Below are 26,702 nucleotides of genomic sequence, written 5' to 3'. Positions count from 1 at the left end.
GCACAGACTATTAATGACACAGCCATAAAAAAGGGAGATCCGCAGATCTCCCTTTTTTGTCCATCCGGTGTGGTCAGTCGAACACGCCGAAAGTCATGTAGCTGAACCACGAGCGGTCGTCGTTGTTACCGGCGGCTTCGTGAGTTTCTTCAAGCACTTCACCGTTTTCGTCTTTAGGCTTGAGCTCGTTCGGGATCGCGTCTTTCGCGTCCTGGAACTGCTTCTGCACGTCCTGGTTGGCGCGGGTTTCTCCCGGCGGCAGCGGTGGACGCGACTCGATCAGGCCCAGAGTGGCCTTGCTCAGGAACGACCGGTTGTCGGCTTCGGCAACCGACGGCACGAACTGACCGTCTTTCAGGCTCGGGTGATTCGGGTAGTTGAGCTTAAGGGTTTCCAGGCTGGTAGCGGCCAGTTCGTCCAGGTGCAGACGCTGGTAAGCCTCGGTCATCACCGCCAGGCCGTCGCCGACCGATGGCGTTTCCTGGAAGTTTTCCACCACGTAACGGCCACGGTTGGCAGCGGCTACATACGCCTGACGGGTCAGGTAGTAGTCGGCTACGTGGATTTCGTAGGCGGCCAGCAGGTTGCGCAGGTAGATCATGCGCTGCTTGGCGTCCGGCGCGTAGCGGCTGTTCGGGTAGCGGCTGGTCAGCTGGGCGAACTCGTTGTACGAGTCGCGGGCAGCGCCCGGGTCACGCTTGGTCATGTCCAGCGGCAGGAAGCGCGCCAGCAGGCCGACGTCCTGGTCGAACGAGGTCAGGCCCTTGAGGTAGTAGGCGTAGTCCACGTTCGGGTGCTGTGGGTGCAAACGGATAAAACGCTCGGCGGCGGACTTGGCAGCTTCCGGCTCGGAGTTTTTATAGTTGGCATAAATCAGTTCAAGCTGTGCCTGATCCGCGTAGCGACCGAACGGATAGCGCGATTCCAGAGCCTTCAGCTTGGCTGTGGCGCTGGTGTAGCTGTTGTTGTCCAGGTCGGTCTGAGCCTGCTGGTACAGCTCGGCTTCGCTCAGGTTTTCGTCGACGACTTCCTTCGATGAGCAAGCAGCGGTCAATGCGAGGATGGCGATCAGCAGCAGGTGTTTCACTTGCATGGCGGCTTGCGTCCCTATGACGGCCGCTGTCTTGGGCGGGGCCGTCCTGTTATGATGAGCGCCCCGTTGAAAAGCCTCGGGGCAAAAGACGCCGTATTTAACCACAAGCGCGCAGCCGAAACCAAAGGCTGTGCCGACGCCCAGTCAGAGCATGTCCGATAAAATTGAACTTCGCGCAGAGGTGCCGTCCGATTTGGGCGGCCAACGCCTCGATCAAGTCGCCGCCCAACTCTTCGCTGAGCACTCACGCTCGCGCCTTTCCGCCTGGATCAAAGAAGGTCGCCTGACTGTGGACGGGGCGGTCATCCGCCCACGCGACATCGTGCATGGCGGTGCCATCCTTGAGCTGACTGCCGAGCAGGAAGCCCAGGGCGAGTGGATCGCCCAGGACATCGAGCTCGACATCGTCTATGAAGACGACGACATTCTGGTGATCAACAAGCCTGCGGGCCTGGTGGTGCACCCGGCTGCCGGTCACGCCGATGGCACTTTGCTCAATGCCTTGCTGCACCACGTGCCGGACATCATCAATGTCCCGCGTGCCGGTATCGTGCATCGCCTGGACAAGGACACCACCGGTCTGATGGTGGTGGCCAAGACCATTCAGGCGCAGACCAAGCTTGTGACTCAATTGCAGAGTCGCAGTGTCAGCCGGATCTACGAGTGCATCGTGATCGGCGTGGTCACCGCCGGAGGCAAGATCAACGCCCCGATCGGTCGCCACGGTCAGCAGCGCCAGCGCATGGCGGTGATGGAAGGCGGCAAGCCTGCCGTCAGCCACTACCGCGTGCTGGAGCGTTTCCGTTCGCACACACACGTGCGGGTGAAGCTGGAAACCGGTCGTACCCACCAGATCCGTGTGCACATGTCGCACATCAACTTCCCGTTGGTCGGCGATCCGGCGTACGGCGGTCGTTTCCGCATTCCGCCGGCGGCGAACCCGACGATGGTCGAATCCCTCAAGCATTTCCCGCGTCAGGCCCTGCACGCGCGTTTCCTTGAACTGGATCATCCGACGACCGGTGAGCGCATGAGCTGGGAGTCGCCGCTGCCGGAAGACTTCGTCTGGCTGCTGACCTTGCTCAAGCAGGATCGCGAGGCATTCATCGGATGAACTGGCTGACGCCGGACTGGCCTGCGCCGGCCAGCGTCAAGTCTTGTGTCACCACCCGCGAGGGCGGTGTCAGCGAGGCGCCGTTCGACAGCCTCAATCTGGGCGATCATGTTGATGATCGTCCTGAGGCTGTTGCCGAGAATCGTCGGCGTCTGACCGATCACTTCTCTATAAAGCCTGCCTGGTTGCAGCAAGTGCACGGGATTGCCGTGGCCCATGCTGATCCGGGCGTGGTTGCCACCGCCGACGCCAGCTGGACGGACACCCCGGGCATTGCCTGCGCAGCAATGACGGCAGATTGCTTGCCGGCATTGTTCTGCGATCGTGCCGGCACTCGTGTGGCGGCGGCTCATGCCGGTTGGCGCGGGTTGGCGGCAGGTGTGCTCGAAGCGACGCTCGATTCTTTGAATGTACCCGCTGAAGAAGTACTGGTCTGGCTTGGCCCAGCCATCGGCCCGAATGCTTTTGAGGTCGGCCCGGAAGTACGGGAAGTCTTCGTCAATCAACTCCCCGAAGCGGCATCAGCCTTTGTCCCAAGCCACAATGCTGGCAAGTTCATGGCTGACATTTATCTGCTGGCGCGCCTGCGTCTGGCTGCACGGGGTGTCACTGCTGTTTATGGCGGCGGCTTCTGCACTGTGACCGACCCGCGCTTCTTCTCTTATCGCCGTGCGTCGCGCACCGGTCGCTTTGCCTCTCTTGTTTGGCTCACCCGCTAAGCTTGTCTGATCTGTATCAACTCTCCGACGCTTGAATCTTCCAGAATCGACCGCATCTATAGCGGTATCTGGCAGGTTTCTTTATTCAGGATGGTTTTTTAGGTCCGGCCTGCTCAAAAGGAAGGTGACCCATGCGTATAGACCGTTTAACCAGTAAATTACAGTTAGCCTTGTCCGACGCCCAATCTCTGGCCGTCGGCCACGATCATCCGGCTATCGAGCCGGCGCACTTGATGCAAGCCATGCTTGAACAGCAGGGTGGTTCGATCAAACCTCTGCTGATGCAGGTAGGCTTCGACGTCAACAGCCTGCGTAAAGAGCTGACCAAAGAGCTCGACCAATTACCGAAAATCCAGAACCCTACCGGCGACGTCAACATGTCGCAGGATCTGGCGCGCCTGCTCAATCAGGCCGACCGACTGGCCCAGCAGAAGGGCGACCAGTTCATTTCCAGTGAGCTGGTGCTGCTCGCCGCGATGGACGAGAACAGCAAGCTCGGCAAACTGCTGCTCGGCCAGGGCGTGAGCAAGAAAGCCCTGGAAAACGCGATCAACAACCTGCGTGGTGGTGAGGCGGTCAATGACGCCAACCATGAAGAGTCGCGTCAGGCGCTGGACAAGTACACCGTCGACCTGACCAAGCGTGCCGAAGACGGCAAGCTCGATCCGGTGATCGGCCGTGACGATGAAATTCGTCGCACGATTCAGGTTCTGCAACGCCGCACCAAGAACAACCCGGTACTGATCGGCGAGCCAGGCGTGGGTAAAACCGCGATTGCCGAAGGTTTGGCCCAGCGCATCATCAACGGCGAAGTGCCGGACGGCCTCAAAGGCAAACGTCTGCTGTCGCTGGACATGGGCGCGCTGATTGCCGGTGCCAAGTATCGTGGTGAGTTCGAAGAGCGCCTCAAGGCGCTGCTCAACGAACTGTCGAAGCAGGAAGGGCAGATCATTCTGTTCATCGACGAACTGCACACCATGGTCGGCGCCGGTAAAGGCGAAGGCTCGATGGATGCCGGCAACATGCTCAAACCGGCACTGGCGCGCGGCGAGCTGCATTGCGTCGGCGCGACCACGCTCAACGAGTACCGCCAATATATAGAGAAGGACGCAGCTCTCGAGCGGCGCTTCCAGAAGGTCTTGGTGGACGAGCCGAGCGAAGAAGACACCATCGCCATCCTGCGTGGCCTCAAAGAGCGTTACGAGGTTCACCACAAGGTGGCGATCACTGACGGCGCGATCATTGCTGCCGCGAAGCTCAGCCATCGCTACATCACTGACCGGCAGTTGCCGGACAAGGCCATCGACCTGATCGACGAGGCCGCCAGCCGTATCCGCATGGAGATCGATTCCAAGCCGGAGGTGCTGGACCGTCTGGAACGTCGCCTGATTCAGTTGAAGGTGGAATCCCAGGCACTGAAGAAAGAAAGCGATGAAGCGGCAATGAAGCGCCTGGAAAAACTTCAGGAAGAAATTGTCCGCCTCGAGCGTGAGTACTCGGATCTGGAAGAAATCTGGAACTCGGAAAAAGCCGAGGTGCAGGGTTCTGCGCAGATTCAGCAGAAGATCGAGCAATCGCGCCAGGAACTGGAAGCGGCGCGCCGTAAAGGCGACCTCAATCGTATGGCCGAGTTGCAGTACGGGGTGATCCCGGATCTGGAGCGCAGCCTGCAAATGGTCGATCAGCACGGCAAGAGCGAAAACCAGTTGCTGCGTAGCAAGGTGACCGAAGAGGAAATCGCCGAAGTCGTTTCGAAGTGGACCGGTATTCCGGTATCGAAAATGCTCGAAGGCGAGCGCGACAAGCTGATGAAGATGGAAAGCCTGTTGCACCAGCGCGTGATCGGCCAGGACGAAGCGGTCGTGGCTGTGGCCAACGCGGTACGGCGTTCCCGTGCCGGGCTGGCGGACCCGAATCGTCCGAGCGGCTCGTTCATGTTCCTCGGCCCGACCGGTGTCGGTAAAACCGAGCTGTGCAAGGCGCTGGCCGAATTCCTCTTTGATACTGAAGAGGCGATGGTGCGGATCGACATGTCCGAGTTCATGGAGAAACATTCCGTGGCGCGACTGATCGGTGCACCACCAGGCTACGTCGGCTACGAAGAGGGCGGTTACCTGACTGAGGCGGTGCGTCGCAAGCCTTATTCGGTGATCCTGCTGGATGAAGTCGAGAAAGCGCACCCGGATGTGTTCAACATCCTGCTGCAGGTGCTTGAGGATGGGCGTCTGACCGACAGTCACGGGCGTACTGTGGATTTCCGCAATACCGTGATCGTCATGACCTCGAACCTCGGTTCGTCGCAGATCCAGGAACTGGTCGGTGACCGTGAGGCGCAGCGCGCTGCGGTAATGGATGCGTTGACGTCGCACTTTCGTCCCGAGTTTATCAACCGGGTCGACGAAGTGGTGATCTTCGAGCCATTGGCGCGGGATCAGATCGCGGGGATTACCGAGATCCAGTTGGGTCGTCTGCGCAGTCGTCTGGCCGAGCGCGAGCTGAAGCTGGAACTGAGCCCGGAAGCGCTGGATAAGCTGATTGCCGTCGGTTACGACCCGGTGTATGGAGCGCGTCCGTTGAAACGTGCGATCCAGCGCTGGATCGAAAACCCGCTGGCGCAATTGATCCTGTCGGGGCATTTCATGCCGGGCGACACGGCAACCGGCAAAGTGGTGAACGACGAAATCGTTTTCGACTGAGCCGCAACGCCAATGAAATAAGGAAGGCCTCGCTTTGCGAGGCCTTTTTTTCGTTAGGCTGTTGAACTCTAAGGAAAAGGCTTGTAAAGTGCGCCCCGCAGTCAGTCACCGGCAGCGTTTCAACCCACTGGGTTGAAAACTGAAATAAGTTGCAAATCATTAACTTGAAAGCAATTTAGGGGGTTGACAGAGGTGTTCTAGGTTGTAGAATAGCGCGCCTCAGACACACGAACGCAGCGATGCGAACGAGTGACTAGATGCAGTAAGTTTCACCGTTGTAAATTGAAATATGTAGTTCCGTGATAGCTCAGTCGGTAGAGCAAATGACTGTTAATCATTGGGTCCCAGGTTCGAGTCCTGGTCACGGAGCCAATTTCAAGCCGGGGTATAGCGCAGTCCGGTAGCGCGCCTGCTTTGGGAGCAGGATGTCAGGAGTTCGAATCCCCTTACCCCGACCATTTTTGGGTCGTTAGCTCAGTTGGTAGAGCAGTTGGCTTTTAACCAATTGGTCGTAGGTTCGAATCCCACACGACCCACCATTTTTGAAACCAGTTAGCGCTGGGATCGAATCTTAAGATCAGAGGCCAAAAGCGCTGATCGAAGAAGGCGATCTTTGAAAGGTCGCCTTTTTTTTACCGGGGTATAGCGCAGTCCGGTAGCGCGCCTGCTTTGGGAGCAGGATGTCAGGAGTTCGAATCCCCTTACCCCGACCATATTAAAAATCCTCGTATCGAAAGATACGGGGATTTTTTTTGCCCATAAAAAACTCGGGCCCTACGCAAAACCATTGTAGGAGTGAGACTGCTCGCGATTATGGTGTATCAGTCATGAGCGAATTGACTGACCCACCGCAATCGCGAGCAGGCTCACTCCTACAGGGTTTACGCCAATCAGTGCAGCTTCAGGCGTGGTTCAGTGCCGCGACCAATCTTGCTGCCCAGCATCAACATCGCCGTGCGGAATGGCCCGTACAGCGCCATCTGGTGCATGCGGTACAGCGACACGTAAAACATCCGTGCCAACCAGCCTTCGAGCATCACGCTGCCGGTCAGGTTACCCATCAAGTTACCCACAGCCGAAAAACGTGACAGCGAAATCAGCGAGCCGTAGTCGGTGTACTTGTACTCCGGCAGGGTCTTGCCCTCGATGCGCAGTTTCAGCGATTTGGCGAGCAGAGAAGCCTGCTGGTGAGCCGCTTGTGCACGCGGTGGCACGTTGCGATCCGAACCCGGTTGCGGGCACGCGGCGCAGTCGCCGAAGGCGAAGATGTTTTCGTCGCGGGTGGTCTGCAGCGTCGGCAATACCTGCAGCTGATTGATGCGGTTGGTTTCCAGGCCGTCGATGTCCTTGAGGAAACCCGGTGCGCGAATACCCGCGGCCCAGACTTTCAGGCTGGCCTTGATCACGTTGCCATCGGCAGTGATCAGGCTGTCGGCCGTCACTTCGCTGACCGCCGCGTTGGTCATCACATTGACCCCGAGTTTCTCCAGCGTCTTGTGCACCGGTGCGCCGATGCGCTCCGGCAGGGCTGGCAGCACCCGTGGACCGGCTTCGATCAGGGTGATGTGCATGTTTTCCGGTTTGATTCGGTCCAGACCGTACGCGGCCAGTTCATGCGCCGCGTTGTGCAGTTCTGCCGCCAGTTCGACGCCCGTGGCGCCGGCACCGACGATGGCCACGCTGATCTGCTCGACCACATCGGTCTGCCCGGCATGGGCGCGCAGGTAGTGGTTGAGCAATTGCTGGTGGAAACGTTCGGCCTGTTTGCGGGTGTCGAGGAACAGGCAGTGCTGCGCTGCGCCCTGGGTGCCGAAGTCGTTGGTGGTGCTGCCGACGCTGATGACCAGCGTGTCGTACGACACTTCACGTGCCGGGACCAGCTCTACGCCGTTCTCGTCGTAGGTGGCCGCCAACTGGATTTTCTTCTGCGCGCGATCAAGCCCGCTCATGCGCCCCAGCTGGAACTCGAAGTGGTTCCATTTTGCCTGGGCAACATAGTTGAGTTCGTCTTCGGAAGAGTTCAGCGATCCGGCGGCCACTTCGTGCAGCAGTGGTTTCCAGATGTGCGTCAGGTTCGCGTCAACCAGCATCACACTGGCTGTGCCGCGTTTGCCCAGAGTCTTACCCAGACGGGTAGCCAACTCCAGACCGCCGGCGCCGCCGCCGACAATAACAATACGATGGGACATGGGGATAACTCGCAAGGTTTTTAAAGGAAATCGGTGTCGTTACCCAAGCGAGCGCGAGGCAGCTCATAGCGTCAGGTAACTGATAAGTCGGCTCAGCAGGCCCAGACCAATGGTCACTGCCAGCACCAGCACCAGGAGCATCCACGGCCGGAATGGCCGGCGCTCGACCTGGTGTTGGGACAACTGCAGGTACTCTTCGACATGCTTCTGGTCTTCGGGGTTCAGGCGGCTGGTCATAAAGGCCTCGTCAGGTAGACGTTGCTGAAGGTGGGGAAGCTACAGCGGTTTTTATCCCGGGTTGAATGCAGCATAGCCACTGGCCGGAACCGGTTCGACAGAAACACCGTCGTCGAGGCGAATGATCCCGCTTTGTAACACTCGTGCGGTAATTCCGCCATGCCCGCGCACCGCTTGAAAGGTCCCGGGGCCGAGGTTGTTCTGCAGGCGTGCACAGGGCTGACACCAGCCGGTGGTCTCGAGTATTGCCTGACCGATGCGAAAGCGCCGCCCCTTGAGACTAAACAAATTGATGCCGCTGATGACGAGATTGCGCCGCAGATCTTCAGGCCTCATCGGTTGATCGGCAGGGCGGCCCATCAGTGCGCCAATGACCGCCAGGTGTTCGAACTGAATCAGGGTCACCTGCCGCGCGTTACGCACCCCGGGGCGGGCGTGATCGCCGGTCAGTCCGGCTTCGAGCCGCGCCTCGACGGCATCGAGCTCGAGCATCGGGCCACGGAACTCCGGGCGTACGCCGATCCAGCGCACACGGCCGGTCTGCGGAACGTCGGCAATCAACTGCTGCAGTGGCGTCACAAGCTGATCCCGACATCGAAGACGATGCTGCGTCCCAGGTTGCTGCGCAGAAAGTCCGGCGCGTCAGGGTGGGCAAACAGCACCCGGGCGAACGTCGGGCCGACCAGCGACAGCGAACGCCAGCCCTGGCGCAGATATTCGGTCGGCGGAGGAAAGTGGCTGTTGAGATCCAGCACTTCGCGCTTGAGGCTGGCGAAGGCAATGATGTCCAGTTCGCCCAGATCCATGCCGCGTTCCTTGTAGTTGTGCGCTTTTTTGCGCAAGGTCGGCGCCAGTCGCAACAGGAACTCGTTGGCCGGGATTCGCCGCGGCTTGGCTTCACGGCGTACCAGCTGGCTGAGAGAAAACGCGCTGCGCCGCCGCTGCAATTCGTCGCGCCATTCGTCGTTGAGCCGACGTCCTTCATCGAGGACGAAGAACACTTCGAAGTTGGCGTCGCGAAACAGCACGTCCGGCGGCTCGCCAGCGGGGGCGAACTCATCGGCGCGGTAAGGGATGTTCAAGCCTTGCAGCAGGCGTTGGCAGACCCAACGCTCACGCTCCCATTTGCGGGCATTGGACAGGAACGCGTTGGCTTGCTCGGCCGCGATGGTCAGCAGGCGTAAATAATCTGAGTCATCCATAAGCCCAAGCTTAGCGTTCAAATGCGACAAACAGTAAGCGTTGCATCGGCTGATGCTCTCAGGGCTGCGGTGTAGACTGCGACAAAGGACGTAAACCCACGGAAAAAATGAGGGAAAGATGATCGGTGCCGAACTGTTGTCATCCACGAGCCTGACGCTCGGTTGGCTGATTTACCTGCCAGTGCTGGTCTGGGCGATCTGGCGTGCGCCATGGGTCGAGTTGTTCAGTGACAATCGTCGTCAGCATTTACTCTTCGGCACCGTGTTCGCGTTGTTTCTGTTGTGGATGGTGCGCAGGGATTTCGACACCGGGGTGTCTTACCACTTCATCGGCATGACCGCGGTGACGCTGCTGCTGGACTGGCCGCTGGCGATTGTCGGCGGCCTGGTGGCGCAGCTCGGACTGGTATTGCTCGGCCGTCAGGATCTGGCGGCGGTCGGGGTCAACGGTACGTTGCTGATCCTGCTGCCGGTGTTGATCACCGAATGCGTGGCGATCGTTGTCGAGCGCGCTCAGCCGCGTAATCCGTTTGTGTATATCTTCTGTTCCGGATTCTTCGCGGCGGCATTGTCGGCGTTGTTGTGTCTGGCGCTGAGCCTGAGCCTGCTCTGGTACGACGGCTTGTTCGCCATGCCGGAATGGCTGGAAGACTTCATCGGTTATCTGTGGTTGCTGATCTTTCCCGAAGCCTTTATCAACGGCATGGTGATCAGCGCGCTGGTAGTGTTCAGCCCGGAGTGGCTGGAAACCTTCAACCGCGCCCGCTACCTTTCGGCGCCCTGGAAGGACGACGATCCCAAGTCTTGATCCACATCAAACCTGCGACCCTCGCAGCATTTCATGCTCGGCCAAATCCCTTCAGGAGCAGCGGCATGAGTGTGTATGAGTGGGCGAGGCAGGAAACGCGGCAGAGTCTGGACATGGCGCAGGAGGTGGGCTTCGATCCGGGCCTGAGTCTGCGCGCCTTGCTCAGTGCGGTCGTGCAGCAGAGCAAGGCCGTGCGCAACGCCGAAGACCTGGCCGACGAGTTGCGTTTTCTCGCGGAAAACCTCGACGACGATCAGGACTACGGCTTCATGCGGCCCTGATTGCGGTCAGTGGCGCGGGTCGAAATCGCCGGAGAACATTTCGTCTTCGGCATCCGCAGCCACCGGAATCTTGTGTTCTTCGGACGCCCAGGCGCCGAGGTCGATCAGCTTGCAGCGATCGGAGCAGAACGGGCGAAACTTGTTCTCGGGGATAAATTCCACGGGGGCGCCACAGGTTGGGCATTCTACGGTCGGGATCTGGCTCATGACTGGCCTCCGGATAAAGTCAGGTAAAAGTGATGCAGGCGTTCGACTTCGCTGTGCAGCCAGGCGAGGTCGCGGTCGTTGACCACCACATCGTCGGCACGGCTCACGCGGTCTTCGCGGCTCGACTGGGCCTTGAGGATCGCCTGAACCTGCTGTTCGCTGGTCTGGTCACGCTGCAAGGTGCGTTCGATCTGCAGTTGTTGCGGGGCGTCGATCACCAGGATGCGCTGGGTCATCGCGTATTGCCCGGATTCGATCAGCAGCGGCGAAACCAGAATCGCGTAAGGCGATTTTGCCAGCGCCAGATGGTGGGCGATTTCCTCGGCGATCAGCGGATGCAGCAGGGCTTCGAGCCAGCGACGTTGCTCCGGCACTTCAAAAATCAGCTGGCGCAGGGCGGCGCGGTTCAGGGTTCCGTCCGCCTGCAGTACATCCGGGCCGAAGTGCTCGGCAATCTTTGCCAGTGCCGGACGGCCCGACTCGACCACCCAGCGCGCTGCGTGATCGGCGTCGACCACGTGGATTCCGAGGTCGATGAAGTGCTGGGCCGCGGCGCTTTTGCCGCTGCCGATGCCGCCGGTCAGACCGAGAATCCAGGGTTTTTCCACAGGGGTATTCATTTCAAACCGACAAACTGCCAATAGAAGTCGGTTATTTGACCACCCCAGAGCAAGGCAATCCAGCCGGCAATTGCCAGATACGGGCCGAAGGGGATCGGCGTCGAGGTTTTCTGTTCGCGCAGACGCAGCACAATCACCCCGACAACGGCCCCCACCAGCGATGACAACAGGATCGTCAGCGGCAGAATCTGCCAGCCACCCCAGGCCCCGAGCAGCGCCAGCAGCTTGAAATCACCATGACCGATGCCGTCTTTGCCGGTCAGCAGCTTGAACAGCCAGAACACCGACCACAGCGCCATGTAACCGGCCACCGCGCCCCATAGTGCCGCGTGCAGCGAGACGAACACTGCGAAGCTGTTGACGATCAACCCCAGCCACAGCAACGGCAGCACCAGCACATCGGGCAGCAGTTGATGTTCGGTATCGATCAGGCTCATCGCCAGCAGCCCCCAGGTGAGGACGATCAACAGACCGGCCGGCCAGCCAAAACCCAGATGCCAGGCGATGAACGCCGAGAGCAGACCGCAGGCCAGTTCAGTCAGGGGATAGCGCTTGCTGATCGGGGCGGCACACGCAGAACAGCGTCCGCGCAGGAACAGGTAGCTGAGCAGCGGGATGTTCTCCCATACACGAATTCGGTGGCCGCATTGCGGGCATTCGGAGTGCGGCAGTATCAGGTTGTAAGTCGGCAGTGGCGTATCACTCGGCAGGCCGAGGACGTCCTGAGCCTGCTGGCGCCAATCGCGCTCGAGCATTTTCGGCAGACGCCAGACCAGCACGTTGAGAAAACTGCCGACCACCAGACCCAGCAGCAGTGCAGTGAAAACGAAGGCCAGCGGATACAGACTGAAAAGTTCGTCGATAGGCATGTCAGATCGCTGAGCCGAGTTGGAAGATCGGCAAGTACATGGCCACGACCAGACCGCCGACGATGACACCGAGCACCACCATGATGAACGGCTCCATCAGGCTGGTGAGGTTGTCGACCATGTTATCCACTTCGTCCTCATAAAAACCGGCGACTTTGTCGAGCATGTCATCCAGCGCGCCGGATTCCTCGCCGATGGCGGTCATCTGCACCGCCATGTTGGGGAACACTCCTGTGCTGCGCATCGAAAAATTCAGCTGCATGCCGGTGGCGACGTCCTGGCGGATGCGCAGCACCGCGCGCTTGAACACCACATTGCCGGTGGCCCCGGCCACCGAATCCAGTGCCTCCACCAGCGGTACGCCGGCAGCGAAAGTGGTCGACAGGGTACGGGCGAATCGGGCCACCGCCGACTTGTACATCAGTGTGCCCACCAACGGCACTTTCAGCAGCCAGGTGTCTTTGCGGTCGCGCAGTGCCTGGGACTTTCTCAGGGCGTGACGCGTACCGAAAAACACCGCAATCAGTGCACCAAGCACCGCCCACCACCATTGCTGCATGAATTCGGAAATGCTGATCACCATCAGCGTGAAGGCCGGCAGTTCAGCACCGAAGCCGGAAAATACCGCCTGAAACTGCGGCACCACTTTCACCAGCAAAATCCCGGTGACGACCATTGCCACCAGCACCACGGCGGTGGGGTAGGTCATGGCTTTCTTGATCTTGGCCTTGAGCGCTTCGCTTTTTTCTTTATAGGTCGCGACTCGCTCCAGCAACGTGTCGAGCGCGCCGGACTGCTCGCCGGCATCCACCAGGTTGCAATACAGTTCATCGAAATACTGCGGTTTCTTGCGCAGGGCGGTGGCGAAGCTGTTGCCGGCGGCAACCTCCTGCTTCACCTCGTCCACCAGTTTGCGCATCGCCGGGTTGTCGAAGCCTTCGCCAATGATATCGAACGACTGCAGCAGCGGCACGCCGGCTTTCATCATGGTCGCCATCTGGCGGGTGAACAACGCGATGTCCTGGGCCTTGATGCGTTTGCCGAAACTCAGCAGGGAGACGGATTTCTTGCGCACCTTGCCGGGGTTGATCCCTTGTTTACGTAGCTGGGCCTTGATCAACGCGGGGTTCTGCCCGCTCAGTTCGCCGGTGACCTTGCTGCCTTTGCGGTCCGTGCCTTCCCAGGCGTAGATGCTGATTTTCGCTGCCTTGACCGCCATGTTCAGTCCTTGGTGACCCGGTTGATTTCTTCCAGGCTGGTGATGCCTTGCATGGCCTTGCGCAGGCCTGAGGTGCGCAGATCGTCGAAACCGTCGTGACGCATCTGGCTGTCGATTTCCAGCGAGTTGCCTTCGGCCATGATCAGCCGTTGCAGCTCGGGTGTGTTTTTCACCACTTCATAAATCCCCACGCGTCCCTTGTAGCCGCCGTTGCATTGATCGCAACCGACCGGCTCATAGATCGTGAAACTGCTGATCTGTTCCGGTGGGAAGCCTTCCTTGATCAGCGTTTCGCGCGGAATCTCGATCGGTTTCTTGCAGTGGCTGCACAGCTTGCGTGCCAGGCGCTGGGCGATGATCAGGCTCACCGAGGTGGCGATGTTGAAGCCGGGAATGCCCATGTTGTGCAGGCGGGTCAGGGTTTCGGCGGCGCTGTTGGTGTGCAGCGTGGACAACACGAGGTGGCCGGTCTGCGCGGCCTTGATCGCGATCTCGGCGGTTTCCAGATCGCGAATTTCGCCGACCATGATCACGTCCGGGTCCTGACGCAGAAACGAGCGTAATGCCTGGGAGAAATCCAGCCCCTGTTTCGGATTGACGTTGACCTGGTTGATGCCTTCCATGTTGATTTCCACCGGGTCTTCGGCGGTGGAAATGTTGATGTCGACGGTATTGAGAATATTGAGTCCGGTGTACAGCGACACGGTTTTCCCCGACCCGGTCGGGCCGGTCACCAGAATCATCCCCTGCGGCTGCTTGAGCGCGGCCATGTACAGGTCTTTCTGCGCCGGTTCGTAACCCAGGGCATCGATGCCGATCTGCGCGCTGGACGGATCGAGAATCCGGATCACCACTTTCTCGCCCCACAGGGTGGGCAGGGTGTTGACCCGGAAGTCGATCGACTTGCTCTTCGACAGGCGCATCTTGATCCGCCCGTCCTGGGGTTTGCGCCGCTCCGAGATGTCGAGGCTGGCCATGACTTTCAGGCGTGCGGCGATCCGCCCGGCCAACTGAATCGGCGGTTTGGCCACTTCGCGCAGGATGCCGTCGGTGCGCACCCGCACCCGGAAGTTCTTTTCGTAGGGTTCGAAGTGCAAGTCCGACGAGCCACTCTTGATCGCGTCCAGCAGCATCTTGTGCACGAAGCGCACCACCGGGGCGTCATCGGCATCGAGTCCGCCGATATTCTCCTGTCGGCTGTCGTCGACGGATTCGACGTCCACCCCGTCGAGGTCGACGTCGGCCATCTCTTCGAGGCCGCTGGCGTGGGTGTCGAAAAATTTCTCGATGGCATCGCTGAGTTTGTCGTCTTCCACCAGGATGGCTTCGGTACTCAGTCCGGTGCTGAACTGGATATCGTTGATTGCCTGATGATTGCTCGGATCGGAAATGCCCACGAACAGCTTGTTGCCGCGTCGCCACAAGGGCAGGGCGTGGTGCTGACGCACCAGTTTTTCACTGACCAGGCCCTTGGGCTGGGTTTCCTTGTCGAGGCAATTGAGGTCCATGAAGGCCATGCCGAAATGCTCGGAAGCGATTTCGGCGACCTGGGAACTCCTCACCAGTTTGTTCTGCACCAGGTAGCTGACCAGCGACAGCCGATTGCGCTGCGCCTGTTGCCAGGCTTGCTGGGCGCTTTTTTCCGTCAACAGTTCAGCCTGTACCAGTTGCTTGGCCAGACCGCTCAGAGCGATGTCATTCATGGGGATTCCGCACGCTTGCCGTTCATGACTTATAGCCTAGTCAAGTGACAGCGCCACACACGTCGGGCACAGGTGACAAAAAGTGTCAGATAGTGCGGTTGTCGGTTGTAGGAAAGGCCTTCGCATCGTGGGCATGCCGAGTATTCGGGCGAGCGAGCGGTTGGCATGGGCTATGCTGAGCCCATCTCAGATCATGAGATTCCGACTCATGCATGGAGCGTATCTATGAAACAACAACAGGGCTTTACTCTGATCGAGCTGCTGATCGTGGTGGCGATCATTGGCATTCTGGCGACTATCGCCTTGCCGCAATACTCCAAATACCAGGCACGTTCGAAAGTGACTGCGGGTCTGGCGGAGATCAGTGCACTGAAGGTGCCGTTCGAGGACACCATCAATCAAGGCACTGATCCAACGCTATTACTGGTGGCCGGTAGCGCTACAGCGACCACCTCCAACTGCACGCTGGCGGCGTCGGGAACCGCCTCGACCGGTGCCGGCACTATCACCTGCACACTGGTGAATGCTCCAGGTCCGGTGCTCGGTAAAACCATTACGTTGACCCGTACCGGTGCTGCAACCGGCAACACCTCCGGCGTCTGGAGCTGTGCGTCGACCGTCAACCCGGACTACGCGCCTAAGGGTTGCGCAGGCACCGGTGCCTGATTGAGTCAGCGTCCTGAGATGCCCCGCCATGCGGGGCGTTTTTGTTTTCGGCCTTCAAAAAAAGCTTCAGGAATTTCAGCGGGTTAGGAACTTTCCGAAAAGCCGCAACTTGCATGTCGATAATGCACTTGTCATGCAAATTGCATGATTTCGGAAATTTGCTGAATTTATAAATTGTTGATTTATAACGATTTGTTGTCTTTCGAGAAGTTGGCACAGCCTTCGCAATATCTCCAGTAACCCTGCTGACAAGACAACCAGCAGACTTTCCAGAAAAACAGGAGTTACTCGTATGAAGAAGTTCGCTATCACTGCCGCTGCTGCTACCGCGCTGACCCTGACCATGGCTTCCGGTGCATTCGCCCAATCCACCCAAGCTACCCAGGCTCCAATGACTCTGGCTGCCGGTGAAATGACCAAGGCTAAAGAAGCTACTTCCGATACCTGGATCACCACCAAAGTCAAAAGCGATCTGGTCACCGAAAAAGGCATTCCAGGCACCGACATCAAAGTAGAAACCAACAAAGGCGTCGTTTCCCTGTCGTCGACTGTTGCTGTCACTGAATCTCAGAAAGCCACCGCTGTAGCGATTACCAAGAAAATCAAAGGCGTCAAAGCGGTCTCCGCTGACGGCCTGAAAGCCGAGTAAGGCATGACTTCTCGCCTGGACCGGGAGAAGGCGCGACAGACGGGCCGGGCAATACGTCTGCCGCAACTTTAGAGTTCATGCGAACGGTCACACGGATGTGACCATTACGGGCCCCGGCACTTGTGTCGGGGCCTGTTCTATTTCTGCGGGAAAGCCCAAAACAACTGTAGGAGTGAGCCTGCTCGCGATAGCGGTGTATCAGTCGATTAATGTGTCGACTGACCCAACGCTATCGCGAGCAGGCTCACTCCTACAAGGGGGTCGATGTGGTTCAGTTACCGCGTTTGCTGTTGATCTGCCGCAGGCGATTGCCTTCGAAGCGCAGGTACTGGTACATGCCGTTGCTCGGGCCGTAGGTCCATTCCTCGACCTGAAACTCTTCGCGGCGGTTGGCGCTGCGCTTGTAGCCGAGGACGTCGCGGCTGACCGGCTCTCCACACTTTTGCAGCACTTCGCTGGCGCGGTCGCCGAGACTGACCAATTGGCTGCCACAGCGCAGCGTATCGGAGGCCAGGGCAGGGCTGGCGGCGAGCATCAGCGTCATCGCAACCAGCCACTTGTGGTTCATTACTCGGCGTCCAGGTGCATCTGCGTCACGACCCGGCCATCGCTTTCGGCCTCGCCAAGATTGGCGTCGATGAAGTACACCCGATCATCGGCCAGTTGGCCCTTGTCGACCAGATAGTCCTTGATGCTGCTGGCGCGTTCCTGACCCAGTTGACGCAGTAATACATCGCTGGAACTCCAGAACTTGATGACGCCGTCACGCATTTTTGCCGTGCGTTCTTCCTTGCCCAGGTCCTTCCATTCAGCCGGTGGCTGGGTTTTCAGACGGGTGCGGTAGATGCCTTCGAGCAGCGGGCCCTTCTCGTTCTCCGGCACTTGCAGCAGGGACGCCTGAGCCGGCACTTTGTCGCCACGGCGCTGGAGCATCTTGTAGTAGTTGTACTGGTATTCGCGCTCCAGACGCTGTTCGGCAATCAACGGACCGTCGCTGCTTTGCGCGGCAGTGCCTTCGATTTCCAGACGCAGGGCCGGACGTTCCTTCAGGGCTTGGGACAGTTTGTCGAGGGCCGACTCGGCGTCCTTGCTCAGGTCGCTGGAACCCGCTGCAAAGGACACGGTACCGAGGTCTTCTGAACCGCCGCCACTGATCAGTCCGCCAATCATCTTGAACGGCGCCGCCGCGGCTTTGACGATCAGGTTGCGCAGGGTCTGCCAGACAATCGGCATCACGCTGAACTGCGGGTTGTTCAGGTCGCCGGTGACCGGCAGTTCGATGGAAATCTTGCCGTCGACGTCCTTGAGCAGGGCGATCGCCAGTTTCAGCGGCAGGCTCACGGCGTCCGGGCTGTCGACTTTTTCGCCGAGTTGCAACTGCTCGACCACCACTTTGTTTTCGGCCTTCAACTGACCCTTGGTGATCAGGTAATGCAGGTCGAGGTTGAGCCGGCCTTTGCGGATGCGGTAACCGGCGAACTTGCCGGAGTATGGCGTCAGGGTGGTCAACTCGACCCGTTTGAAGCTGGTGGCGATGTCGAGGCTGGCCATCGGATCGAACGGGTTGACCGCGCCTTTGATGGTCACTGGCGCATAGCGGTCGACCTTGCCCTTGATGTCGACGCTGGCCGGTTTCGCCTGACGGCTGTCGATGGTGCCGATCTGGCCGTTGAGCTGTTGAATCGCGGTGGCGAAGTTCGGGGTCAGGCTGAAGTCGGCGAAGTTGGCCGAGCCGTCGTTGATCGCAATCGCGCCGATGTGAATGCCCAGCGGCTTGTCTTTGCTGGCCGGTTTCGCCGCGGCGGTTTTCGCACCGCTGTCGGCGGGCTGCGGGATCAGCAGATCGTCGATGTTGGTGGTGCGGTCATCGTTGATCATGAACCGCGCGTACGGCTGGAACAGGTTGACCTTGTCGATCGACAGGCTGTCACCGTGTTGATAGTTGATGCCTTCGACCACAACTTGCTGCCACTTGAGGAAGTCGCGGGTCTTCAGGGTGTCAAGGGTGTGCAGTTGATCGATCTGCGCCCGCCCGGTCACGTTGAGCGCCAGTGGTTCGGTGCTCTTGAGGTTGACCTTCAAGTCACTGCCGAGCATGCCGCTGCGCAGTTCCAGGCGAATGAACGGGCTGATGTAGGATTGCGCGACCCGCAGGTCGATGTCCTGGGTTTTCACGTTGAGCTGGGCGGTGACCGGGGCGAGGTTGACCACGCCGTCGGCGCTGACCTTGCCTTGTTTGCCCAGGCCGGTGTCGAGTCTGACCTTGAAGGGCGAACCGTTGAGGCTGTCGAAATCCTGCAGATCAATGTTCAGCGGCGTGACATCCAGTGCCACCGCCGGTTTTGCCGAACGGTCGGCCAGATGCACCGTGTAGTTGCGCAACTGCACGTCCTTGAGCAGCACTTGCCATGGCTTGCTCGGCGCCGGCGGTGCTTTCGGCGAGTCGGCGGCGGCCGGGGTATTGGCAGGTTCCGCTGCAGCCTTCGCGGCGGGCTTGGACGGCTGGCTGGCGAACAGTTTTTGCCAGTCCAGTTGGCCGTCGGCTTCGAGCGCGGCCCAGGTTTCCAGTTTGTTGCTGCGGATCTTGCCGACCACCACTTGCTGTTTGGCCAGGTCCAGTGAAGTCTCGCTGACGTCCAGGCGTTCAAGTTTTGCCAGTGGGCGCCCGTCCGGTGCCTTGATTGCGAACGGCGCAATGCTCACCGCGATGTTGTTCAGCAGCAGTTCGGTTTCTTTCGACAGATTGAGTTTGTATTCGGTGCTGAGGTTGATCACACCGTCTTCGAGGACCAGTGGCACCGCGTCGCGCACGTAGGGCCAGAAGGCTTTCATCTTGCCATCGGTGATTTTCAGCGTGCCTTCGGAGGTGAACGGGATCAGGCTGAAGTTGCCCTTCCAGTCGATCTGCCCACCGGCCGGGCCGATCGCCACCAGTGTCATGTCGGCATTGTCTTCGGGCAGGGTACTGAGGTTTTTCAGTTCGAAGTCGAGTTTGTCGTAGAGGAACTCGATCGGCTCGCTCGGCCGGGCGTCTTCGAAATGCACATTGCCACCGGCCAGCTGGATGCGGTCGATGCGCAGCGGGAACGGCTTGGCATTCGGGTCGGCCGGGGTCGGCTCGCTGGCGGGGAGTTTGAACAGGCCCAGCAGATTGAGCTGGCCGTCCTTGGCGAAGAGGATTTCAGTCTTCGGCTTGTCCAGCTCGATATCGGCCAGGTGCAGCGCTTTGGTCCACAGGCTGTCGAGTTGCAGGTTGGCGTACAGCCGTTCGAAACCGACCTGCTCTTTGCCCGGCTCGCCAATGACCAGCCCCCACAGGGTGACTTCAAGGCTGAATGGATTGAGTTCGATGCGCTGGATATGCGCAGGCACCGTGGCGTAATTGGCCAACTGCTGGTTGGCAATGCGCAGGGCGATGCCCGGCAAAATCAGAAACCCCAGCAGGCTGTAAAGGGCCAGAGCGGTCAACAAGGCGCCAATCGCGCGAATCAATCCTTTGGTCATGTGCGGCTTCATCTGTCTGAATCGGAGTGCCTTGGAGTATGGCACGCGATTCTGGTTCCGAAGTAACTCGCAGGGTGCAGGATTGTTCAGATTGTTCTGTAGGATCGCAAACCCTGTGGGAGCGGGCTTGCTCGCGAATGCGGTTTGTCAGTCAACCTCTTTGTTAACTGATGCACCGCATTCGCGAGCAAGCCCGCTCCCACATTGGACAGTTGTCAGCCGCAGAGGAGGGTTACAGCTGCAGGATCAGGGTTTTCAGCGGTGGCTGTTGATCCATTGACGGGAAGTCGGCGCCCGGGGTCATCACGCTCCATTCGCGTACTGGACGCCCGGCCTTCTCGGCGCAACGCAGTACCTGTTCGCGCCAGTCATCCATGCTGACTTTCGCCAGGTTGTTGCAGCAGATCAGCACGCCATTGTCAGCGGTGGTCAGCAGGGCCGGCTTGAGCAGGCTCTGATAGTCACGCAGCAGGTCGACAGTGCCGAATGCACTCTTGGCCCAGGCTGGCGGGTCGAGCAGCACCAGATCGTACTGGCGTTGTTCGAGGCGCTGATAGCTCGGCAGTTTCTGCCCGCGTCGCTGGCTGATGGGCAGGCCGGCGAGTTGGCGGATCGCCGGGAAATAATCGGACTGGATGAATTGCATCTCGGGCAGTTGCGGGTTGAGCAGGCCGTTTTCGCGGCCGACCGCCAGGTTGCCTTCGGCGAAGTCCAGATTGCACACCTCACGCGCGCCACCGGCAGCGGCACTCAGGCCAACGCCGCAGGTGTAGGCAAAGAGGTTGAGCACGCTTTTGCCCTTGGCGTGATCCTTGACCCAGCCACGGGTGTTGCGCAGGTCGAGGAACAGCAGCGGATCCTGCCCTGCATGGCGACCACGTACGCGGTAGTTCAGGCCCCATTCGTGGCCGATCAGATCGGCCAGTGCGGCGGCGTCAGCTTTGTAGACGCTGTCTTCGCGATCGATCCGCGAGTTGCCGCGAGAGCGGTCGTTGTAGACCAGCAAGGTTTCCAGGCCCAGCGTTTGATTGACCATGGCGTGCAGTTGCAGCAGATCGTCACGCTCCAGCGTCTGGTGAAAGCTCTGTACCAGCAATTGCGGACCGTAGCGATCGATGGTCAGGCCGCCGGCGCCTTCCTGGCTGCCATGGAACAGCCGATAGCAATCGGTGCCCTGGCTGTGCAGTGCAGCGAGCAGGTCCTGGCGTTGATCGAGGGCGGCGCGCAGCGCCTGATTCAAGGAAGACATGCGGGCGCCTTGCTGGTGAGAATTGGGGCGCGGGAGTTTAGCAGCTTGGCGGGTAACCGAGGTGCTGCCTTCGCGAGCAGACTCGCTCCCACAGGAGATTTGATTTACAGCATAGATCCTGTGTGGGAGCGAGCCTGCTCGCGAAGGCGCCCAACGAAGCTTTCAGCTCAGCAAACCCATCCGCCGTTTCGCTCGCTGCACCGAGCCATTGCGCATCGCCCAGCGCAGCATCGGCGCACTGCGCTTGACGCTGGCGCGGATCAACTGGCGCTGCAGCGAACTCTGGCGGACATCGAACATATCGCTGGCCCAGTCCGGCAGCAGGTCGATGCCGGCTTTCATCATCAGATCGCCAAACGGCCGCGCCAGAACATTCGGCGCCGGCGCGTCGAGTAGCAGGCGCAGGACTTCGCGGCTGCGTTCATCGCACAACAATTGCGGGCGCATGCGTTGCAGATAATCGGCCACCGCTTGCCGTGATTTCGGTACGTCCCGCGCACCCAGTCGCTCAGCCACCACGGCGATTTCCGTGTAGTAACGATCCTGATCTGCCAGCGACAGCCGCGGATTACGATAACGCAAATGCGCGGCGAGGAAGTTGCTGACTTCTGCCACATGCACCCAGGTCAGCAGGTCCGGATCGCTGGCCGCATAGGGTCGGCCATCCGCTGCGGTACCGACCACTTGCAGGTGAATGGTGCGCACTTTCTCGATCAGCCATTCGGCGTCGCGGCGCGAACCGAAGGTGGTGCCGGAGACAAACTGACTGGTGCGGCGCAAGCGTCCGAGCATGTCCTGGCGAAAATTCGAATGGTCCCAGACGCCGGCCAGCGCCAGCGGATGCAGGGCTTGCAGCAGCAAAGCGCTGATGCCGCCGATCAGCATGCTGCTGAAGTCGCCATGCACTTGCCAACTGATCGAGTCGGGGCCGAACAGGCCCGGATCGCCCTTGGGGTTTTCCAGGTCAAGCTGACCGAGGGACAGACCGGTCAGGCTCATGAGTTGGTTTTCGATACGGCTGCGGATGAATTCCATGACAACTCATTGCGGGTGGACGGGCGCGGCCGGTTGACCGCGCTACGGACGTTACTGGTTGAGGCGCTTGTCGATCAAGCCCTGCACCACGCTCGGGTCGGCCAGGGTCGAGGTGTCGCCGAGGCTGTCGAGTTCGTTGCAGGCGATCTTGCGCAGAATACGCCGCATGATCTTGCCTGAACGGGTTTTCGGCAAGGCCGGCGCCCACTGGATCAGGTCCGGCTTGGCGAAGCTGCCGATTTCCTTGCTGACGTGGGCCAGCAGTTCTTTCTTCAGCTCATCACTTGGCTCGGCGCCGTTCATCGGCGTGACGAAGGCGTAGATGCCCTGGCCTTTGACATCGTGCGGATAACCGACCACGGCAGCCTCGGCGATGCTGTCGTGCAGCACCAGCGCGCTTTCCACTTCGGCGGTGCCGATGCGGTGGCCGGAGACGTTGATCACGTCGTCGATGCGCCCGGTGATCCAGTAATCGCCGTCCTCATCGCGCCGCGCGCCGTCGCCGGTGAAGTAGTAACCGGGGTAGGGTTTGAAGTAGGTATCGACCATGCGCTGCGGGTCGCCGTAAACGCTGCGGATCTGTGCCGGCCAGCTGGATTTGATCGCCAGCACGCCGCTGCCGGCGCCTTTGATTTCCTTGCCGTGCTCGTCGAGCAGCACCGGTTGCACGCCGAACATCGGTTGCGTGGCGCAGCCCGGTTTGATTCGTTGCGCGCTGACCAGCGGGCTGAGCATGATGCCGCCGGTTTCGGTCTGCCACCAGGTATCGACAATCGGGCAGCGTTGTTCGCCGACCACGTTGAAGTACCATTCCCACGCTTCCGGGTTGATTGGCTCACCGACACTGCCGAGCAGTCTGAGGCTTTGCCGCGAGGTTTCCTGCAATGGCCCGGCACCTTCGCGCATCAAGGCGCGCAGAGCGGTCGGCGCGGTGTAGAAAATGTTGACGTGGTGTTTGTCGATCACCTGCCAGAAGCGCGAAGTGCTCGGGTAGCTCGGCACACCTTCGAAGATCAGGGTGGTCGCACCATTGGCCAGCGGGCCATAGACAATGTAGCTGTGCCCCGTGACCCAGCCGACGTCAGCGGTGCACCAGAACACTTCGCCATCGCGGTAGTCGAGCACGTATTTGAAGGTCATCGCCGCTTGCAGCAGGTAGCCGCCGGTGGTGTGCAACACGCCTTTGGGTTTGCCGGTGCTGCCGGAGGTGTAGAGGATGAACAGTGGATCTTCGGCGTCCATCGGCTCCGGTGGGCAGTCATCGCTGACATCGCGCACCGCCTGGTGATACCAGAGGTCGCGCCCCTCGACCCAATCGACCTTGCCTTGCGTGCGCTCGACCACCACCACCGTGCTGACGTCCGGGCAGCTTTGCAGGGCCTTGTCGACGTTCTGCTTGAGCGGCACGAACTTGCCGCCGCGCACGCCCTCATCGGCGGTGATCACCGTGCGGCAATCGGCGTCGAGAACGCGGTCGCGCAATGAGTCCGGGGAGAAGCCGCCGAACACCACCGAATGGATTGCGCCGATCCGCGAACAGGCAAGCATGGCGTAGGCGGCCTCGGGGATCATCGGCATGTAGATGCATACCCGGTCGCCTTTCTTCACGCCACGGCTTTTCAGCACGTTGGCCAGGCGGCAGACATGGTGATGAAGTTTTTTGTAGGTGATCTGCGCCGATTCGGCCGGGTCGTCGCCTTCCCAGAGAATGGCCGTCTGCTCGCCGCGCTGCGCCAGGTGGCGGTCGATGCAGTTGTAGCTGACGTTGAGTTGCGCGCCGGCAAACCAGGAGGCTTCACCGGTTTTCAGGTCGTAGCGCTGGACGGTCTGCCACGGTGTGCTCCAGTCGAGGAAGCGTGTGGCCTGTTCGGCCCAGAAGGCGCTGGGGTGTTCAATGGATTCGCGGTACAGGCGTTTGTAATCGTCCTGACTCAACTGCGCAGCCCGGCGGACGGCATCGGCTTTGGGGAACGTGCTGATATCGAACATGACGGTTCCTTATTCTTGTGGTGCGACAAGGATAAAGATGCGCCGAGCGGTCTACAGGTTCAAGTCTGGTTTCAGGTGTGCACAAACAACTGTAGGAGTGAGCCTGCTCGCGATAGCGATGTGTCATTCAACTCAAGGCTAAATGACACAGCGCGATCGCGAGCAGGCTCACTCCTACAAGGGATTTTCATCGCCCACAGGATTTGGATTGATCCAAAGCCTGTGGGCCGAGCCATCAAATCAACCGCGGTGACGACCGCGGAAGTAGTTGATCAGGCCCTGGGTGGAGGCATCGTCAGCGGTGGTTTCATCGCTGCCGACCAGACGGTTGTAAACGCCTTTGCCCAGTTCCTTGCCCAGTTCCACGCCCCACTGGTCGAAGGCATTGATGCCCCAGACCACGCTCTGCACGAACACTTTGTGCTCATACATCGCGACCAGCGCACCGAGACGACGCGGGCTGATGCGCTCGACGACAATGGTGTTGCTCGGACGGTTGCCCGGAATCACCTTGTGCGGTGCGAGTTTGTGCACCTGCTCTTCGCTCATGCCTTTGTCGCGCAGCTCCTGCTCGGCTTCCGGCAGGGTCTTGCCGAGCATCAGTGCCTGGCTCTGCGACAGGCAGTTGGCGTACAGCCACTGATGGTGGTCGGAGACCGGGTTGAAGCTGACGATCGGCACGATGAAGTCGGCAGGGATCAGTTGGGTGCCTTGGTGCAGCAGTTGGTGATACGCGTGCTGACCATTGCAACCGACGCCGCCCCAGATCACCGGGCCGGTATCGGTCGATACCGAGGTACCGTCCTGACGTACGCTCTTGCCGTTGGATTCCATATCCAATTGCTGCAAGTGCTTGGTGATGTTGCGCAGGTAGTGGTCGTACGGCAGGATCGCGTGGCTTTGCGCGCCCCAGAAGTTGCCGTACCAGACACCGAGCAGCGCCAGCAGCACCGGCATGTTCTGTTCGAACGGCGCGGTCTGGAAATGCTGGTCCATGGTGTAGGCACCGGACAACAGTTCCTTGAAGTTGGACATGCCGATGGCCAGGGCGATCGGCAAACCGATGGCCGACCACAGCGAGTAACGGCCGCCGACCCAGTCCCACATCGGGAAGATGTTTTCTTCACGGATACCGAACGCTACTGCAGCAGCGTTGTTGCTCGATACCGCGATGAAGTGGCGATACAGCTCGGCTTCCGAGCCACCCTGCGCCAGGTACCAGGCGCGTGCGGCCTGCGCGTTCTTCAGGGTTTCGAGGGTGTTGAAGGACTTCGACGAAACGATGAACAGTGTGGTTTCGGCGCGCAACTTCTGCGTCAGTTCATGGAACTCACTGCCGTCGATGTTCGCCAGGTAATGGCAACGCACGCCTTTCTGCGCGTAGGACAGTAGCGCTTCGGACACCAGCTCCGGGCCGAGGAACGAGCCACCGATGCCGATGTTCACCACGTCGGTGATCGGCTTCTCGGTGTAACCACGCCACAGGCCATCGTGGATGCGGCCGACCAGATCAGTGATCTGGTTCAGCACCTTGTGCACTTCCGGCATCACGTTGACGCCGTTGACCGACAGTTTGTCGCCCACCGGGCGGCGCAGGGCGGTGTGCAGTGCCGGGCGGCCTTCGGAGGCGTTGACGATCTCGCCGTCGAACAGCGCTTTGATCGCGCCTTTCAGATCGACTTCATTGGCCAGGCCCACCAGCAGATTGCGGGTCTGGGCGTTGATCAGGTTCTTGGAATAATCGAGAAACAGTCCGCAGCTGCTGAGAGTGAACTGATTGAAGCGCTGCGGATCGGCGTTGAAGGCTTCGCGCATGCTGAAATCCTGCATGGCTTGGCGGTGATCTTTCAACGCTTGCCAGGCAGGCAGAGCGGTAACGTCGTGAGGAGTGCGGTAGTACGCCATCGCTGCGGTTTTCCTTTTTACTTGAACGGCCTTTTGAACACAGAACAGACCGATACGCCATGTTTGGGCGAGGGTCAAATGCGTCGACACGATTTTTCAACGCAGGGCGAATACAGTAAACCTCGCGCTGCGATCTGTCTTGACTTCTTCTGACCTGTTCCCTGTACTTTTTTAACATCGATACCGGGAACAAGCCGACCAACGGAAGGGGAGTGGTGTGTCGAAGCGGCTCAGGCCACCTGAACCGGAATGGCGTTGCTGGTGTGGCTCAGCTCATTGCCAGGAGCCATATACAGCATGCGCGGCTTGAAATTCAGCAGTTCCGCTTCGCTGTAATGGGCGTATGCGCAAATGATCACCCGGTCGCCGACCTTGGCCTTGTGCGCGGCTGCGCCGTTGACCGAAATCATCCTTGAACCTTCTTCACCACGAATGGCGTAAGTGGTGAAACGCTCGCCGTTATCGACGTTGTAAATCTGGATCTGCTCGTACTCACGGATGCCGGACAGGTCCAGCCACTCGCCATCGATGGCGCAGGAACCTTCGTAATCGAGTACCGCATGGGTGACTTCGGCGCGGTGCAGCTTGGCCTTGAGCATGATGGCGTGCATGAGGGATTTCCCGGGTTGGAATCGAACGGCGGGCAGTGTGCCCGAAGGCTATTGGGGCGGCAATATGGCTTGAAATGCAATTTTCAGGACGCTGAAAAACACTGTAGGAGTGAGCCTGCTCGCGATAGCGGACTGTC

Annotated in this window: 24 protein-coding genes and 4 tRNA genes; 11 read left to right on the top strand and 17 right to left on the bottom strand. The window is 59.7% G+C overall.

Going from position 1 to position 26,702, the window contains the following annotated elements; translation table 11 throughout:
• Positions 1 to 73: 73 nt before the first annotated feature.
• Complete coding sequence (locus tag QMK55_RS09015; protein WP_102356477.1) at positions 74 to 1,093, bottom strand: outer membrane protein assembly factor BamD; 1,020 nt, start codon at positions 1,091 to 1,093, stop codon at positions 74 to 76.
• A gap of 151 nt (positions 1,094 to 1,244) precedes the next feature.
• Here QMK55_RS09015 and rluD point away from each other — a divergent pair, with 151 nt between their 5' ends.
• From rluD to QMK55_RS08980, 7 genes are all read left to right on the top strand, one after another.
• Positions 1,245 to 2,207: a 23S rRNA pseudouridine(1911/1915/1917) synthase RluD gene (rluD, locus tag QMK55_RS09010; protein WP_102356476.1), complete on the top strand. Its 963-nt coding sequence runs from the start codon at positions 1,245 to 1,247 to the stop codon at positions 2,205 to 2,207.
• Positions 2,204 to 2,926 (top strand): peptidoglycan editing factor PgeF, encoded by a 723-nt coding sequence (pgeF, locus tag QMK55_RS09005; RefSeq protein ID WP_102356475.1) that lies wholly within the window; start codon positions 2,204 to 2,206, stop codon positions 2,924 to 2,926. Before rluD ends, pgeF begins: the two co-directional genes overlap by 4 nt.
• A 131-nt stretch (positions 2,927 to 3,057) precedes the next feature.
• The gene (clpB, locus tag QMK55_RS09000; protein ID WP_102356474.1) at positions 3,058 to 5,622 is read left to right on the top strand and encodes an ATP-dependent chaperone ClpB; all 2,565 of its coding nucleotides are present in this window, start codon (positions 3,058 to 3,060) and stop codon (positions 5,620 to 5,622) included.
• A 296-nt stretch (positions 5,623 to 5,918) separates the two neighbouring features.
• A tRNA-Asn gene (locus QMK55_RS08995) sits at positions 5,919 to 5,994 on the top strand.
• A 9-nt stretch (positions 5,995 to 6,003) separates the two neighbouring features.
• Positions 6,004 to 6,080: transfer RNA gene (locus QMK55_RS08990), tRNA-Pro, on the top strand.
• A 5-nt stretch (positions 6,081 to 6,085) separates the two neighbouring features.
• Positions 6,086 to 6,161 (top strand) — tRNA-Lys (locus QMK55_RS08985).
• Positions 6,162 to 6,258: 97 nt separating this feature from the next.
• Positions 6,259 to 6,335: transfer RNA gene (locus tag QMK55_RS08980), tRNA-Pro, on the top strand.
• A 177-nt stretch (positions 6,336 to 6,512) separates the two neighbouring features.
• On the opposite strand, the gene QMK55_RS08975 is transcribed toward QMK55_RS08980, so the two are convergent.
• From QMK55_RS08975 to QMK55_RS08960, 4 genes are all read right to left on the bottom strand, one after another.
• On the bottom strand, positions 6,513 to 7,811 hold the full coding sequence (locus tag QMK55_RS08975; RefSeq protein WP_320329065.1) for an NAD(P)/FAD-dependent oxidoreductase: 1,299 nt from the start codon (positions 7,809 to 7,811) through the stop codon (positions 6,513 to 6,515).
• Between the two features lie 63 nt (positions 7,812 to 7,874).
• Entirely contained in the window at positions 7,875 to 8,048 is a 174-nt protein-coding gene (locus QMK55_RS08970; RefSeq protein ID WP_102356472.1) for a DUF3094 domain-containing protein, read from the bottom strand.
• A gap of 51 nt (positions 8,049 to 8,099) precedes the next feature.
• Positions 8,100 to 8,627, bottom strand: coding sequence for an MOSC domain-containing protein (locus QMK55_RS08965; protein WP_320329064.1), 528 nt, complete (start codon positions 8,625 to 8,627; stop codon positions 8,100 to 8,102).
• Entirely contained in the window at positions 8,624 to 9,250 is a 627-nt protein-coding gene (locus QMK55_RS08960; protein ID WP_003228301.1) for a DUF1780 domain-containing protein, read from the bottom strand. The genes QMK55_RS08965 and QMK55_RS08960 overlap by 4 nt, the downstream gene beginning before the upstream one ends.
• Positions 9,251 to 9,368: 118 nt before the next feature.
• On the opposite strand from QMK55_RS08960, the gene QMK55_RS08955 reads away from it, so the two are divergent.
• Together QMK55_RS08955 and QMK55_RS08950 are read left to right on the top strand one after the other, a co-directional pair.
• Complete coding sequence (locus tag QMK55_RS08955) at positions 9,369 to 10,058, top strand: energy-coupling factor ABC transporter permease (protein ID WP_320329063.1); 690 nt, start codon at positions 9,369 to 9,371, stop codon at positions 10,056 to 10,058.
• A gap of 65 nt (positions 10,059 to 10,123) precedes the next feature.
• Entirely contained in the window at positions 10,124 to 10,339 is a 216-nt protein-coding gene (locus QMK55_RS08950) for a hypothetical protein (RefSeq protein ID WP_007909901.1), read from the top strand.
• Between the two features lie 6 nt (positions 10,340 to 10,345).
• Here the strand turns inward: QMK55_RS08950 and yacG are convergent, their stop codons facing one another.
• From yacG to pilB, 5 genes are read right to left on the bottom strand one after another with little or no spacing between them, the layout of a single operon-like run.
• Positions 10,346 to 10,546 (bottom strand): DNA gyrase inhibitor YacG, encoded by a 201-nt coding sequence (gene yacG, locus QMK55_RS08945; protein ID WP_102356469.1) that lies wholly within the window; start codon positions 10,544 to 10,546, stop codon positions 10,346 to 10,348.
• Positions 10,543 to 11,166, bottom strand: a complete 624-nt coding sequence (gene coaE, locus QMK55_RS08940; RefSeq protein ID WP_102356468.1) for a dephospho-CoA kinase — start codon at positions 11,164 to 11,166, stop codon at positions 10,543 to 10,545. Before coaE ends, yacG begins: the two co-directional genes overlap by 4 nt.
• A complete protein-coding gene (locus QMK55_RS08935) occupies positions 11,163 to 12,035 on the bottom strand; it encodes a prepilin peptidase (protein WP_102356467.1) in 873 nt (290 codons plus the stop codon). The genes coaE and QMK55_RS08935 overlap by 4 nt, the downstream gene beginning before the upstream one ends.
• A 1-nt stretch (position 12,036) precedes the next feature.
• A complete protein-coding gene (locus QMK55_RS08930; RefSeq protein ID WP_102356466.1) occupies positions 12,037 to 13,254 on the bottom strand; it encodes a type II secretion system F family protein in 1,218 nt (405 codons plus the stop codon).
• Positions 13,255 to 13,256: 2 nt separating this feature from the next.
• Positions 13,257 to 14,957, bottom strand: coding sequence for a type IV-A pilus assembly ATPase PilB (pilB, locus tag QMK55_RS08925; protein WP_320329062.1), 1,701 nt, complete (start codon positions 14,955 to 14,957; stop codon positions 13,257 to 13,259).
• A gap of 225 nt (positions 14,958 to 15,182) precedes the next feature.
• Here pilB and QMK55_RS08920 point away from each other — a divergent pair, with 225 nt between their 5' ends.
• A complete protein-coding gene (locus QMK55_RS08920) occupies positions 15,183 to 15,623 on the top strand; it encodes a pilin (protein ID WP_102356464.1) in 441 nt (146 codons plus the stop codon).
• 292 nt (positions 15,624 to 15,915) lie between these two features.
• Positions 15,916 to 16,272 (top strand): BON domain-containing protein, encoded by a 357-nt coding sequence (locus QMK55_RS08915; protein WP_320329061.1) that lies wholly within the window; start codon positions 15,916 to 15,918, stop codon positions 16,270 to 16,272.
• 271 nt (positions 16,273 to 16,543) lie between these two features.
• Here QMK55_RS08915 and QMK55_RS08910 read toward each other — a convergent pair whose 3' ends face one another.
• From QMK55_RS08910 to panD, 7 genes are all read right to left on the bottom strand, one after another.
• Positions 16,544 to 16,840, bottom strand: a complete 297-nt coding sequence (locus QMK55_RS08910) for a DUF2845 domain-containing protein (protein ID WP_102356462.1) — start codon at positions 16,838 to 16,840, stop codon at positions 16,544 to 16,546.
• Positions 16,840 to 19,788: a DUF748 domain-containing protein gene (locus QMK55_RS08905; protein WP_320329060.1), complete on the bottom strand. Its 2,949-nt coding sequence runs from the start codon at positions 19,786 to 19,788 to the stop codon at positions 16,840 to 16,842. Before QMK55_RS08905 ends, QMK55_RS08910 begins: the two co-directional genes overlap by 1 nt.
• 220 nt (positions 19,789 to 20,008) lie before the next feature.
• Complete coding sequence (locus QMK55_RS08900) at positions 20,009 to 21,025, bottom strand: class I SAM-dependent rRNA methyltransferase (RefSeq protein WP_102356459.1); 1,017 nt, start codon at positions 21,023 to 21,025, stop codon at positions 20,009 to 20,011.
• 162 nt (positions 21,026 to 21,187) lie between these two features.
• Complete coding sequence (locus QMK55_RS08895; protein WP_320329059.1) at positions 21,188 to 22,060, bottom strand: oxygenase MpaB family protein; 873 nt, start codon at positions 22,058 to 22,060, stop codon at positions 21,188 to 21,190.
• 51 nt (positions 22,061 to 22,111) lie between these two features.
• Entirely contained in the window at positions 22,112 to 24,049 is a 1,938-nt protein-coding gene (gene acs, locus QMK55_RS08890; RefSeq protein ID WP_320329058.1) for an acetate--CoA ligase, read from the bottom strand.
• Positions 24,050 to 24,289: 240 nt separating this feature from the next.
• Positions 24,290 to 25,954 (bottom strand): glucose-6-phosphate isomerase, encoded by a 1,665-nt coding sequence (pgi, locus tag QMK55_RS08885; RefSeq protein WP_102356456.1) that lies wholly within the window; start codon positions 25,952 to 25,954, stop codon positions 24,290 to 24,292.
• Between the two features lie 230 nt (positions 25,955 to 26,184).
• Entirely contained in the window at positions 26,185 to 26,565 is a 381-nt protein-coding gene (panD, locus tag QMK55_RS08880) for an aspartate 1-decarboxylase (protein ID WP_003228271.1), read from the bottom strand.
• Positions 26,566 to 26,702: the final 137 nt, after the last annotated feature.

The sequence above is a fragment of the Pseudomonas sp. P8_229 genome, from assembly GCF_034008635.1.
Lineage (GTDB): Bacteria > Pseudomonadota > Gammaproteobacteria > Pseudomonadales > Pseudomonadaceae > Aquipseudomonas.
The sequence above is the reverse complement of the archived record's forward strand: the minus strand, read 5'-3'. Positions and strand labels throughout refer to the sequence as shown.